Source organism: Pseudomonas fluorescens (assembly GCF_001708445.1).
GTDB classification, from domain to species: Bacteria; Pseudomonadota; Gammaproteobacteria; order Pseudomonadales; family Pseudomonadaceae; genus Aquipseudomonas; species Aquipseudomonas gorinensis.
This window is the reverse complement of record NZ_CP015637.1, coordinates 4390102-4403052: the sequence shown is the minus strand read 5'-3', so window position 1 is coordinate 4403052 and position 12951 is coordinate 4390102. Positions and strand designations below refer to the sequence as shown.

The following is a 12951-nucleotide window of genomic DNA, read 5'->3' as shown; positions in this document are numbered from 1 at the left end:
AGTTGTAAACACCCCCAGGTGCCTTGGGTACCCTGCAGGCCGGCTCGAAAGGCGGCATGCAATGGATCTGAAATTCAGTCACGTCTATATATTGGTCGAGCATCTCGAGATAGGGTTGTTGTGGCGAGCGGTGGGCGCATTATCGGGTTGCCCAAACGCTTCGGGCACTTCTCCATCGAGATTCTGGAGGAGAAGGGGCTGAAGGCCTTTATCGACGCAGCGTTTGCCGACGAACCGGTCAATTAGGGCACTCCTTCGCAGCAGCGCAGTCTCTACCTGAACACCCACTTTTGCCCAGCGGAGCCTCACATGATCATTGTCCACCACCTCAACAACTCGCGCTCGCAGCGCATTCTATGGCTGCTCGAAGAGCTCGGCCTGCCCTACGAGATCAAGCGCTACCAGCGCGACCCGAAAACCAATCTTGCGCCACCGGAGCTCAAGGCCATTCATCCGCTGGGCAAATCCCCGGTGATTGAAGACGGCTCCCGCGTGGTGATCGAGTCCGCCGCGATCATCGACTACCTGATCCGCCGCCATGGCGAAGGCCGCCTGCAGCCAGACCCGGCGACCGCCACCTATGACGAGTACGTGCAGTGGCTGCACTTCGCCGAAGGTTCGGCCATGTTGCCGTTGATGCTCAACCTGTACGTCGGGCGCCTGGGGGAAGCCGGTGCGCCGTTGCATCCGCGTATCGAGTCCGAGGTGGCCAATTACCTGGGTTATCTGAACGACGCCCTGGGCAACTCTCCATATCTGGTGGGTGACACGTTGAGCGGCGCGGATATCCAGATGAGCTTTATCGGCGAGATTGCCAAGGCCCAGGGCAAGTTGCAGGCCTACCCGAACCTGGCCGCCTGGGTGCAGCGGTTCCAGGCGCGCCCCGCGTATCGCCAGGCGTTGGAACAGGGCGGAGCGTATGCGTTTGCGAAGTGAGGACGCTGTTGTGGCAAGCGGGCTTGTTGTGGCGAGCGGGCTTGCCCCGCGTTGGGCTGCGCAGCAGCCCCAAAACCAGGCACCGCGGTGTGTCAGTTAAAAACACATCGTTGATCTTGATCTCAGGCGCCCCGTTAAACCACGCTGGCCGCAATTCGATAGTGATTTGGGGGGTAAACCGGCAGGGATGCCGGTTTAGCCGCCCCGCGCCATGGATGGCGCGTGGCGGCGGCCCCCCAAATCAATGTCGGATTGCGGGCACACCGAGCCTGGGCGAGGTGCCGAGTGGTGGGGCAAGAGCCCTTTGCTTACTTTGGGGCTTTTCCAAAGTGAGCCGCCGTAAGGGCGGAACCCTAAGTCGCCGTTACCGCAGCAACGGATATGTACCCGGTCCAATCCAAAAAAATAGTCGGCCCAGAGGCCGCCATCGGGGGCAAGTCGAATCGTCGCACCGCCCCTCCCACATTTGACTGTGTTCGACTCAAGTTCTGATGGCTGCCTCGACCCGCGCGATGTAGCTGTCAAACCGCGCCACCAGGTCCACCTGCTCCGGAAAGCGCAGCCACTGGATCTGCAAGCCGTCCATCATGGCCAGGATTTCTTCCACCAGCCCGGCGATGTCCACATCGCTGCGCACCTCCCCCGCTGCGACCAGGTCGGCAAACTGCCCCTGCATACGTTGCTGAATCGCCGCATAGCGCGCCTGGAACCAGGCCCAGGCCGGTTGGGTGTCGAGCAGGCTTTCGGCATTCAAGATGGTAAACGCGCGCACCACGCCCGGCGCGGTGGCGTTCGAACGGTTGATCGCGCGCAGGCTGCCGAGCAACCCGGTCAACGACTTTTCCGCGCGCACTTCATCGGCAATCCGTTGATTGACCTCGTCGCGACGTTGCAACACGCCCATCAATAATGAAATTTTGCTGGGGAAGTGATGCAGCACACCGGCCACGGAAATACCGACGATGGCCGCCACCTTGGCCACCGAAGCGCCGCTGTAACCCTCCAGGGAAAACACCTGCAAGGCCGCGTCCAACAGCTCTTCGCGGCGTTTTTCACCTTTGGGCGCGCGGCGGGTCTTGGGGGCAGGCTCGGTCATGGGGAGGTCCTTGTGGGCAGGCTTGCACCGTATCCAAATTGCCCCTGGGCCGCAAATAAAGCTCAGGCGCTTTCCCGTTCGATCAGGCGGCAGTCCAACCGGTTCAAACGCTGTACCTCATCCTCCAAGGCTTCCGACCGCCCGGGGCAAGCCCTGATGCCTGTCAGTAAAGGAAGAACACAGTAACTGTGGCGAGCGGGCTTGCCCTAATACCATTCAGTTAAGCGTACATCGCCTTCTGTAGGAGCGAGGGGGACGCCTAGTTCTTGCTCGCGAAAAACGTCAACGATGACGTTTTTCGCGAGCAAGCTCGCTCCTACAGAAGGCGATGTACGCTTAACTGAACGGCATTAGGGCTTGCCCCGCTCACCACAGCAAGCCCGCTCGCCACAGGGGTGGTCGGATGTTCAGTGGGCTTGCAGGCAGTGCATGACGGGCTTCAAGGCGGGATACAGCTTCAGGTACTCGGCGAACGCGCGGTCATAGGCCTCGACGTTTTCCACCTTCGGCTCCGCCCGCAATTGCAGTTGCACCCACCCCTTCGCCATCTCCCCATCACTCACCAACCCCACCGTATGCGCCGCCAGCAACGCCGCGCCGAGGGCCGCTTCCACTTCCTGGACGATGGTGTACACCGGGTAGCGCGTGACGTCCGCGATGATCTGCATCCACAAATCCGAATGGCTCGCCCCACCCACCACAATCAAGCGCGGGTCCAGGGAATGCGCGCCACGGGTGCCGGCCTCGATGTTGTGGCGTAGGGCGAAACTCACCCCTTCCAGGACCGCGCGGTACAGGTGAATGCGGCTGTGGTACAGGTTGAGCCCGACAAAACTGCCACTGGCGCGGTCGTCCCAGACCGGGCTGCGTTCGCCCATCAGGTAGGGCAAAAACAGCAAGCCTTCACTGCCCGCCGGGATCTTCATCGCGCGTTCTTCCAGCAATACCAGGCTGTCCTGGCCGGTGGCCCGGGCCTGTTGCTCCTCGGCCTGGCAGAACTGCTCGCGAAACCAGCTGACCGACGCCCCGGCGGTGATTGCGCCGCCGAAGATGTACAGGTCGCGTTGGCCGTTGTAGACATGGGGAAAACTCACCAGGCCGTGGTGCGCATCCACCTGCTGGTTCAGATAGCCCCAGCACATGCTGGTGCCGATCATCGCCACGTGGTTGCCCGGCTGTGTCACCCCAGCGGCCAGGGTTGCCATGGCCGCATCCACCCCGCCGGCGAGGACCGGCATGCCGGCCGCCAAGCCCAATCGCGTGGCCCAGGCGTCCCGCAGTTCGCCGACCACTTCGCCGGAATACACCAACCGTTCGGGCATCATCGCCAGGGGGATACCCAGCGCGGCAAGCATCTCCTGCGACCAGCCCCGCTGCGCCACGTCGTACACCCCGCCCATGTTGCCGGCGCTGCTATGGTCCACCGCCAGTTCACCGGTCAGGCACCAGTTGATATAGCTGTTGGGCGGCAGCAAGTAACGGGTGTCAGCCCACACTTCGGGCTGGTGCTGCTTGAGCCAGAGCATCTTGGTGAAGCCGTAGTAGCTGTCTACCGAATTGCCGGTGACCGCGTACAGACGCTCCAAATCAACGTGCTCACGCACCCACGCCACCTGCTCGCCGGCACGCCGGTCCATCCAGATCAGGCAGGGGTGCAGCGGCGTGATCTGCGCATCCACCGCAATCCCCGAACCACCGTACAGGCTGCTGATACACAGGGCCTTGACCTGTTCTTTCGCAACCCCGGCCTTGGCCATGCACTGCGCAACGCAGGCCTCGACCGCGTCCAACCACACCTGTGGCCACTGCTCGGCCCAGCGCACTTTCGGGGTATCCACGCGATACCCCTGGCTGTGCTGGGCGATGATCGTGCCTTGAGCATCCACCAGCAGCGCCTTGGTACTCTGGGTTCCAATGTCGACGCCCATCACGTAGTTCATGTCAAACCACCGGCTTCAACAGCACCTTGATCGACTTGGTCGAGTTGGCCAATTCGAAGGCTTCGGCAAAATCGTCCAGCGGGAAGTCGTGGGTGACGATGCCTTGGGAGGTGACCAGGCCACGCTCGAACAGGTCGATGGCGATCGGGTAGCAATACGGCCCCAGGTGGGCGCCGCGTACGTCCAGCTCCTTGCGGTCACCGATGATCGACCAATCGACGCTGGTCTCGGCACCAAACACGCTGAACTCGACAAACCGCCCGAGCTTGCGGATCAGGTCCAGGCCCTGGGTCACGCCGGCCGGGACGCCGGTGGTCTCGATGTACACGTCGCAGCCGTAGTTGTCGGTCAGGCTGTTGATGATCTCGCGGGCGTTGTCACGGGACGGGTTGATCACCACATCAGCACCGAATGTTTTCGCCAGTTCCAGGCGCTCGTCGACCATGTCGATCACCACCAGTTTCTTCGGGGTTTTCAACGCGGCGACCTGGACCATGCACAGGCCCAGGGTACCGGCGCCGGCGATCACCACCACGTCATCAAGCTGGAGGTCCCCACGGTTCACGGTGTGGATCGAGCAGGCCATCGGTTCCACCAGCGCGGAATCCTCCAGGGACACCGACTCGGGAATCTTGTGCACGATGGCGGTCTTGGGGATGCGCATGTACTGGGCCATGCCGCCTTCGGCCACTTCGCGCTGGAAGCCGAAGATGTTATGCACTTCGCACATCCAGTACTTGCCCGACTTGCAGAAGCGGCACTTGCCACAGGGCACGATCTGCTCGGCGATCACCTTGTCGCCGACGGAGACCTCGAAGTGCTCCTCGGCACCCTCGCCCACCTCGACCACATAGCCAAAAAATTCATGGCCCGGCACCACCGGCGCCTTGACCCAAGGGTTGTCGCCGCCCCAGAACATGGCCGCGCCGGAGTGGCACTTGCAGTCACTGGCGCAGATGCCGCAGGCGGCGATGCGAATCACCAGTTCATTGGGGCGCGCCTGGGGTTTGCCGATGCGTTCCAGGCGATAGTCTTTCGGGCCGTGGCAGACGACGGCTTGCATATGAGTGTGCTTTTCCATGGTATTGGGTCCTGTGTGGATAGAGGTTTATCGATGGCGCTGACGGCTGATAAAGATCGCCAGCAAAATGATCCCGCCCTTGATCACGCTCTGGACGTAAGGCGAGACGCCAAGCATGTTCAGTCCGTTATTCAGTACGCCGAGCAGCATCGCGCCGAGCAACGTGCCGACGATCACCCCGCGCCCACCGGCAATCGACGCACCGCCCAGCACCACGGCGGCGATCGCATCCAGCTCGAACGAGACCCCCGCATTCGGCTGGCCGCTCATCAGGCGCGAGGTAAGCACCAGCCCGGCAATCGCGGCCGTCAGCCCGCTGATGGCGTACACCAGCAACTTGAAGCGCGCCGCGCGCACCCCGGACAAGCGCACGGCTTCTTCATTGCCACCGATGGCGTAGATGTAGCGGCCGATGCGCGTGTGTTGCAGCAGCACATAGGCGGCAAAGTAGGTGATCAGCATGATCAGGATCGGCACTTCGATGCCGAACAGGCTCTGGCGACCGAAGAAGCCGAACCACTCCGGCAGCCCGGAAATCGGGTAGCCATCGGTGTACATCAGGCCCAGGCCACGGGCGATGCCCATGGTCGCCAGGGTCACGATGATCGGCGGCATGTGCAGGTAGGCCACGAACAGTCCGTTGCCGATACCGAAGGCCACGCCGACCAGCATGCCGGCGCCAATCGCCAGGCCCGGCGGCAGCCCCGCGACCATCAGGCCGGCGGTCAGGGTGCCGGACAAGGCCATCACCGGCCCCACCGACAAATCGATACCGCCAGTGAGGATCACGCAGGTCATGCCCACCGCGATAATCGCGTTGATCGACACCTGGCGAGCGATATTCGACAGGTTGCTGGCCGTGAGGAAGGTGTCGCTGGCCAGGATCATCACCAGGGTCACCACCACCAGCCCCACGAAGGGATAGAACGCCGGCGAGCGCACCAGCTGCGCCAGGTTCAGGCGCAGTCGGCGGGTGTCGACGCTGTTAATGGACGTATTCACTTGAGCCCCCTGTTGCATGGCGCATGACCTCTTGAGGATTGACGGCGCAGCCTTCGAGCAGCTTGACGATGGCGCCTTTGTGGAACACGGCGACGCGGTCGCACATGCCAATGATTTCGGGCAGTTCGGAGGAAATCATGATGATCGCGTAGCCCTGCTCGGTCAGGCTGCGCATCAGCGCGTAGATCTGGGCCTTGGCGCCGACATCGATGCCACGGGTGGGCTCATCGAATACCAGCACGTCGCAGTGGTGGTTGATCCAACGCGCGATCACCACCTTTTGCTGGTTGCCGCCGCTGAGGTTGAACACCCGGCTTTCGCCGCTGGGCGCCTTGATCGACAGCTGGCGCATCAGGTCTTCGACACTGGCGCACTCCTTGGCCTTGTCGATCAGGCCCGAGGCGCCCTGGTACTTGGGCAGGTTGTTCAAGGAGATATTTTCGCGAATGCTGAAATCGGTGATCAGCCCTTCGCTCTTGCGGCTCTCAGGGAGCAGGCCGATACCGTGGGCCAGCGCCTGGGCCGGGTCGTCGAGGGTGATTTTCTCGCCTCGCAGCCACACGTCTTTGCTCACCGATGGCAGCGCGCCCATCATGCCCAGGGCCAGTTCGGTGCGGCCCGAGCCCACCAGGCCGGCAAAGCCGAGGATCTCGCCCTTGTGCAGGTTGAAGCGATTACGCGGGCCGTTGCGCACCAGCTGGATGTCCTTGACCTCCAGCAACACCGGGCCACGCTCGCTGCTCGGCTTGGAAGGGAAACTGCATTCCAGGCGGCGGCCCACCATCATTTCCACCAGGCGGTCGATATCGCTGTCGGCCACTTCGGTGACGCCCACATTGGCGCCGTCACGCAGCACGCTGATGCGGTCGCACACCTGAAAGATTTCCTCCAGGTGGTGAGAGATAAAGATCACCGCGACGCCCTGGCGCTTGAGCTCGCGCATGATGTCGAACAGCAGCTCGGCTTCGCTGGGGGTCAACGTCGCGGTCGGTTCATCCAGCACCAGCAGGCGCGCATCCAGGGCGAGGGCCTTGGCGATTTCGACAAACTGCTGCTCGGCCACGCTCAGGTGCTTGACCGCGCACTTCAGGTCAATCGTCACACCGAGGCGCTTGAACAACGCTTCGCACGCCTCGACCATTTCGCGCTTGCGCAGCAGCCCGAAGCGGTTGCTCAGCTCATGGCCGAGGAAGATATTTTCCACCGCCGTGAGGTAGGGGATCAGGCTGAATTCCTGGAACACGATGCCGATGCCCGCGGCAATCGCATCGCGGTAGGTCGCGAAGTGCCGGGGTTGGCCATCGATCAGGATGTGCCCTTCGTCCTGATGTTCGACGCCGCCGAGGATTTTCATCAGGGTCGATTTGCCGGCGCCATTTTCCCCCAGCAACGCGTGAATCTCGCCACGCTCCACCTGCAGGTCGATGGACTTGAGGGCCTGCACACCGGGGTAACGCTTACAGATATTTTCCAGCTTCAGAAGACTGCTCATACCGCCGACCTCGTATTCAGAAGGATGGCCTCAAGCCCCACGACGCACGTGGGGCCTGGGTGATTTACCAGCTGAAGTCCTTGGCCTTGGCCTGGTCGATCAGGGTGATGTCCACTGGAATGGTGGCGGGTACCTGAGCGCCCCACTTCTTCGCCAGGGCGATGCCCAGGGCCAGGCGGATCTGATCGCGGGGGTATTGGGCGGAGGTGGCGATGAACTTGCTGCCGGGTTTCTGGATCGCCTTGATCGCTTCCGGCGCACCGTCGACGCTGACCAGTTTCACGTCCAGGCCACTGGCTTCGATGGCCGAGAGTGCGCCGAGGGAGCCGTTGTCATTCACGCTGAAAATGCCTTTGAGCGTCGGTTGCGCCTGGAGCATGTTCTCGGTGACGGTCAGCGCCTGGTCACGTTCCTGCTTGCCGTTCTGGATGCTGACAATCTTGATGTCCGGGTGCTTGGCCACGGCCTCTTTGCAGCCGCGCACACGCTCGAGGATCGGCACCACGGCGATGCCGTCGAGGATCGCGATATTGCCTTTGTCGCCGATGTTCTTAGCCAGATATTCACAGGCCTGGAAGCCGGCGTCGAAGTTCTTCGAACCGACGAAGGAATCCAGTGGGCCTTCGGCCTGTGCGTCGACCGCCACGACCACCACGCCGGCAGCGTGGGCGGACTTGACCGCCGATTGCACGCCGACCGAATCCGTAGGGTTGATCAGCAGGATATCGATGCCCTTTTGCAGCATGTCTTCCACGTCACTGACCTGCTTGGACACGTCGTGGCGGGCGTCGGTGATGATCAGTTTCGCGCCGATGGTGGCACCCGCCTCTTCCAGGGCGTTTTTCATGGTGACGAAATAGGGGTTGTTGATTTCCTGGAAGGACGCGCCGATGCGCAGCGGTTTGGCGGCGTCGGCAAAGGCCGGAGAAACGGTACCGAGGGTGATGCTTACAGCCAATAAACACAGGGTTTTCGGAAGCATTTTCATGGCGTGGGTCTCTGTTTTGTTTTTATTGTTAGAGCAAATGTTATCGTTAACATTTTGCGAGAAGCTAGCAAGGAAATCCGGCAGGCGCAAGGGGCCACTGGTCGGGCGCGGTCGAAATATGGGAGGCGGCTTGTTGGAGGTACGCCGCAAAAGCTCGCACAATCTTGAGCACCAACTAAGCTCAGCCTCCAACAAAAAAAATCCGAGCACCCCGCCATGGCCCACCCTACCGAGACCTTTCGCGCCCGCTACCGCGCCAATGTCGCGCCCCATTACAACCCCTGGCTGCATGCCGGTTTCGTGTTCGGCTACGGCATCGCCGGCATCCTCCTGGCCTGGTCATCGACGCATCGAATCACCCCGCTGCAATGGCTGACCGTGCCCGCGACCCTGGTGTTCTTCAACCTGTGTATCTACCTGGTGCACCGTCACCTCGGCCATCACAAACATGCCTTGTCACGCCTGTTCTACGCGCGCCACACCGGCGATCACCACAGTTTCTTCACCCCCGGCCACATGACCTACGACAGCCCTCGCGACTGGCGGGTGATCCTGTTCCCCGCCTGGCTGATCGTGCTGCACAGCCTGGCGATCACCCTGCCCGCCTGGTGGCTGCTCAAGCAGTTGAGCCCCAATGTCGCCGGATTGTTTGCTGGCTGCATGATCCTCGGTTATTTGCTTTACGAAGTGTTTCACGCCTGTGAGCACTTGCCCGTCGCACATCCATTGGCACGCCTGCCGTGGATTCGCCAGATGCACCGGTTGCACGCCCTGCACCACCGTCGCGAGCTGATGCAGGGGCGCAACTTCAATATTGTCTTGCCGCTGATGGATTACCTGTTCGGCACCCTGCATTGGGAACCGAACCCCCACGACAACCAGGAACCGTCATGAGTACCCGCCCCAAAAAACTGCGCCACCTGTTGTTTGTGCTGCTCCTGGCAGTGATCGCCTTTCTGCTGTTGATGCCCACCCCAGTACAACCGGTGAACTGGGTCCCCCCCAAGGCGCCCTCGCTGAAAGACGGCCCCTACGCCGAAAACCAGCGCCTCAAGGGCGTACAAAAAATCGGTGCCCAGGACATCGACGGGCCCGAGGCCCTGCTGCTGGATGCCCAGGGCTATCTGATCAGCGGGTTGCATGACGGGCGCATCATCCGCACCTCGCCCGACAGCCGCAGCCTGGAAGTGCTGGCCAATACCGGCGGGCGCCCACTGGGCATGGCGCTGCACCCGGATGGGCGCTTGATCATCGCCGATGGGGTCAAGGGCCTGCTGGCATTGGACCGCAATCGCCAGCTCACCACCCTGAGCACTGCGGCCAATGGCGTGCCGTTCGGGTTTACCGATGACGTGAGCGTGGACGCCAGCGGGCGCTACGCGTACTTCAGCGATGCTTCGAGCCGCTGGGGCTACGGGCAGGACGGTGAAGCCGTGATCGAGCATGGCGGCGACGGGCGGTTGCTGCGTTACGACTTCAGCAACGCCCGCACCGAGGTGTTGCTCGACCAACTGCAATTCGCCAACGGCGTGGCCCTGGGGCCGGATGAACGCTACGTGCTGGTGAATGAGACCGGTGCCTACCGCATCAGCCGTTACTGGCTCAAGGGCGACCGCGCCGGCAGCCATGACCTGTTTATCGACAACCTGCCCGGCCTGCCGGACAACCTCAGTTTCAATGGCCAGGACCGCTTCTGGGTCGCGCTGTATTCGCCGCGCAATCCGTTGCTGGACAGCTTTGCCGGCTACCCGCTGCTGCGCAAGGTGATGGTGCGCGCGCTGATGGTGGTGCCCAAGCCCATCGAGCGCAAAGCCTTTGTGCTGGGGCTGGATACCGAGGGCAAGGTCATCGCTAATTTGCAGGATGGCAGCGCGGGCAACTACTCACCGATCACCACCGCGCGGGAGTATGGCGACTGGTTGTACCTGGGCTCGTTGAAGAATACGAGCATGGCGCGCTTGCCGTTGAAACTGGCGTTGGCGCCATAACGCAAACAGGGCATACAGGCGCCTGGCCTGTATGCCCTGGGGACTACGGGTCAATCATGTTCAGCTCTTGGTGCTGCTCAGCAAGGTCTGTTTGCACAGGTGGCCGAAGCTGACGAACTCGGTGTTATCGCCACCGACACCAATGCCTGGGTATTCCAGCACTTCCATGCGCCACACGCCGTAGTTGAAGTCGGTACGCCAGGTGTTCTTGTAGCCCTGGGCGTAATCGACAAAGGTGGTCTGGAAATCACCGAAGCAGGTGCCCACGTTGATCGTGCCCGACGCTAGCCCCGAACTGCCGGTCGCCGCCGAATACGCCTTGTAGACGATATTGCCGGTGTCCGGATTGATGTGCTGGTCGAGGTAGACGACCGGGTGCAGCCCTACCAGTGGCGCACCGGTACTGTCCGACAGGCCCATGGTCCAGGTCAGGTCCCGATAGGCTTGGGTGGTCATGTAGCCGTAGCCCACATCGGAAGCCGAGTACGGGATGCGCAACACGTTCGCCTCGCCCTTCACATCCGGGTTGTTCACCCGTGGATTGGAGCCAAACGACAGGTTGTATTTACCCGTCGCGCTCCACGGCTCATTCGGGTGCTGGTTCGGCCGCACACGCACCTTGACCACGCCGCCGACGCCCGGGCTCGGGATCGATGTCGACAGGACGTTGGCCCCCACGGTGACCCACTGGGCACCATCGAAACGCTCAAGGATCCACTTGTTACGCGTGCTGCCACTGGCCGCATCGGCCGTCAGCGCAATACCGACACTCTGGCCACGGACAGCGGTGAAGTCGAAGTAATCGACATCATCCAGGCTGTCGGCATTGCCGCTGATGTAGTTGAGGGTGTCCGGCAGTTGGAAGGCCGTGTCCGGGGTGTCATTGGGTTCAAAGGCGTCGAGGTTGGTATCGACCGCAACACCGAACTGAAAGCTCGACCCTTGGACCGCCGCGTTGGCTTCCATGAACCAGTAGTAATCGCCGGCCGGCACCACGCCGCCGAGGCTTTCATCGCCAGTACCAGGGTTGTTCGAGGTGCCCAAAGGCAGCGGATTGCCCTGGCCGTCATCCTGGAACAGCGACAACGACATGTCGGTGCCCGCGGTCTGGTTGACCAGCAGGACGTTGATTCGCGCTTTCTGCGGCAGGTTGAAGTGGTAGCACAGCAGGTCGCCGGTTTGCACACCATTAATCGTGTAGAGCGCGTTGACATCCAGCGTCTGCTCACAGCCCTGGACCAGCGCAGCCTGCACGGCGGGCGCCGACTGGGCCGTGGCTTTTTGTACCTTGGTCACCCGGGCCGGCGCGGTGTTGTCTTCCACCACCGAGTCGGCTTGCGCCTTGGCGGCAAACAGCGGTTTCTTCAACTGGGCACCCGCCTGCAGTTGCTGCTTGAGGGCAGCCGGCGCCTTGTTGGCCTTGATCTTCGCAGCGTTTTTCAACCCTTGCTTGACCGCGGGAGGCGCCGCTTGCGCAGCCAGGTGAGGGTATTGTTCAGCGAGGGCAAAGGCCGAGACAAAGCAGGTGGCAGCCATGGCCGCGCCCAGCATAAAGGCTTTTTTCGATTTCATTTTTTATCCATCCATAGTTAAAAACTGAAGGTCAGGTGACATCCGGTCACCTGGGATGGAATGTAGGATAAGACTGGATGGATGTACAGTATTTTTTTGAGAGAAATGTGGTTTTAAGGAGAAATTCGCGTAGGAAAAAACGGACCCCCTCTGGAGCCGAGTGCCCCAATAGCCCCAGCTGACAGCCCAAATCTTCAGCGACCAGCGTGTAGGAATGTGACGTCCGTCGATCACCGCTGTGTCCAGCGGTGCCAGTTGGATGTCGGCGTTGTACAGGGTCTGGGGGCAGCCTTCGCGGTCGATCCAGGTGCCGGTCAGGTGATATCGGCCCATCTACGCCAAACGGTCCAAACGACTGTTGCAATAACCCAAATGAAACCTACGTAATAAGGCCACAACACCCAACGCTTCAGTCCTAAGGGAACCGACGCCAGCTCGGCCTCGGTCACAACACCTGCTTTCACATAGCGTGCTGAGTCAGACAGGAAATCAAACATCAACAGCATGCGGTATTGCCTGTCGATCCACCGGTTTCGTCTCCAGAATCGCTTATTGGCGCGGACCCTTTCGTTATGACTGAAATAACCTTCCACCTCGTCGAGTTTTGTATATTCGGCAAACAACGCCAGCCCCAAAACGACAAACGCCCCACCAAAATGCACAATGGTGAAGGCAAGAAAAAACGACACGATTAAGCCCCCTCTGGCCGCAGGTGCCGGTTGAGCACATCAAAATGATCGGAGCGCTGCTGGCTCGGGGCGCTGCCCATGAGGCGGGATTTCAAACTGCTGTAGTCCGTTGTGCGGTCGTTGATATAGCTCTGCGCCATGCCCTGCATCCGAGATGCAAAGAAGAT

At 61.4% G+C, this 12951-nt stretch carries 12 protein-coding genes and 1 pseudogene; 3 read left to right on the top strand and 10 right to left on the bottom strand.

What is annotated here, in order from left to right:
- The first annotated feature begins 309 nt into the window (after positions 1–309).
- Positions 310–936 (top strand): glutathione S-transferase family protein, encoded by a 627-nt coding sequence (locus tag A7317_RS19410; protein ID WP_069076629.1) that lies wholly within the window; start codon positions 310–312, stop codon positions 934–936.
- A gap of 481 nt (positions 937–1417) precedes the next feature.
- On the opposite strand, the gene A7317_RS19405 is transcribed toward A7317_RS19410, so the two are convergent.
- From A7317_RS19405 to A7317_RS19380, 6 genes are all read right to left on the bottom strand, one after another.
- The gene (locus tag A7317_RS19405) at positions 1418–2032 is read right to left on the bottom strand and encodes a TetR/AcrR family transcriptional regulator (RefSeq protein ID WP_024076417.1); all 615 of its coding nucleotides are present in this window, start codon (positions 2030–2032) and stop codon (positions 1418–1420) included.
- 407 nt (positions 2033–2439) lie between these two features.
- Entirely contained in the window at positions 2440–3972 is a 1533-nt protein-coding gene (locus tag A7317_RS19400; protein ID WP_069076628.1) for an FGGY-family carbohydrate kinase, read from the bottom strand.
- Position 3973: 1 nt separating this feature from the next.
- The gene (locus tag A7317_RS19395; RefSeq protein WP_069076627.1) at positions 3974–5053 is read right to left on the bottom strand and encodes an alcohol dehydrogenase catalytic domain-containing protein; all 1080 of its coding nucleotides are present in this window, start codon (positions 5051–5053) and stop codon (positions 3974–3976) included.
- Between the two features lie 27 nt (positions 5054–5080).
- On the bottom strand, positions 5081–6073 hold the full coding sequence (locus tag A7317_RS19390; protein ID WP_024076370.1) for an ABC transporter permease: 993 nt from the start codon (positions 6071–6073) through the stop codon (positions 5081–5083).
- Positions 6039–7547, bottom strand: a complete 1509-nt coding sequence (locus tag A7317_RS19385) for a sugar ABC transporter ATP-binding protein (protein ID WP_024076371.1) — start codon at positions 7545–7547, stop codon at positions 6039–6041. Before A7317_RS19385 ends, A7317_RS19390 begins: the two co-directional genes overlap by 35 nt.
- Before the next feature lie 64 nt (positions 7548–7611).
- Positions 7612–8535: a substrate-binding domain-containing protein gene (locus tag A7317_RS19380; protein ID WP_024076372.1), complete on the bottom strand. Its 924-nt coding sequence runs from the start codon at positions 8533–8535 to the stop codon at positions 7612–7614.
- Between the two features lie 216 nt (positions 8536–8751).
- Between A7317_RS19380 and A7317_RS19375 the strand changes: the two genes are divergently transcribed.
- Together A7317_RS19375 and A7317_RS19370 are read left to right on the top strand one after the other, a co-directional pair.
- Positions 8752–9429, top strand: a complete 678-nt coding sequence (locus A7317_RS19375; RefSeq protein ID WP_069076626.1) for a sterol desaturase family protein — start codon at positions 8752–8754, stop codon at positions 9427–9429.
- A complete protein-coding gene (locus tag A7317_RS19370) occupies positions 9426–10523 on the top strand; it encodes an SMP-30/gluconolactonase/LRE family protein (protein ID WP_024076374.1) in 1098 nt (365 codons plus the stop codon). Before A7317_RS19375 ends, A7317_RS19370 begins: the two co-directional genes overlap by 4 nt.
- A 60-nt stretch (positions 10524–10583) precedes the next feature.
- Here A7317_RS19370 and A7317_RS19365 read toward each other — a convergent pair whose 3' ends face one another.
- The 4 genes and pseudogenes from A7317_RS19365 to A7317_RS30710 all read right to left on the bottom strand — a co-directional run bounded on the left by A7317_RS19365 (position 10584) and on the right by A7317_RS30710 (position 12924).
- Entirely contained in the window at positions 10584–12095 is a 1512-nt protein-coding gene (locus tag A7317_RS19365) for a hypothetical protein (RefSeq protein ID WP_069076625.1), read from the bottom strand.
- A 189-nt stretch (positions 12096–12284) separates the two neighbouring features.
- Positions 12285–12425 (bottom strand): annotated as a pseudogene (locus A7317_RS31665) (iron ABC transporter permease); the annotation flags it as partial.
- Entirely contained in the window at positions 12410–12784 is a 375-nt protein-coding gene (locus A7317_RS19360; RefSeq protein WP_024076376.1) for a hypothetical protein, read from the bottom strand. The gene A7317_RS19360 and the pseudogene A7317_RS31665, both read right to left, overlap by 16 nt.
- Positions 12785–12786: 2 nt before the next feature.
- Positions 12787–12924: a hypothetical protein gene (locus A7317_RS30710; protein WP_024076377.1), complete on the bottom strand. Its 138-nt coding sequence runs from the start codon at positions 12922–12924 to the stop codon at positions 12787–12789.
- Positions 12925–12951 lie beyond the last annotated feature (27 nt).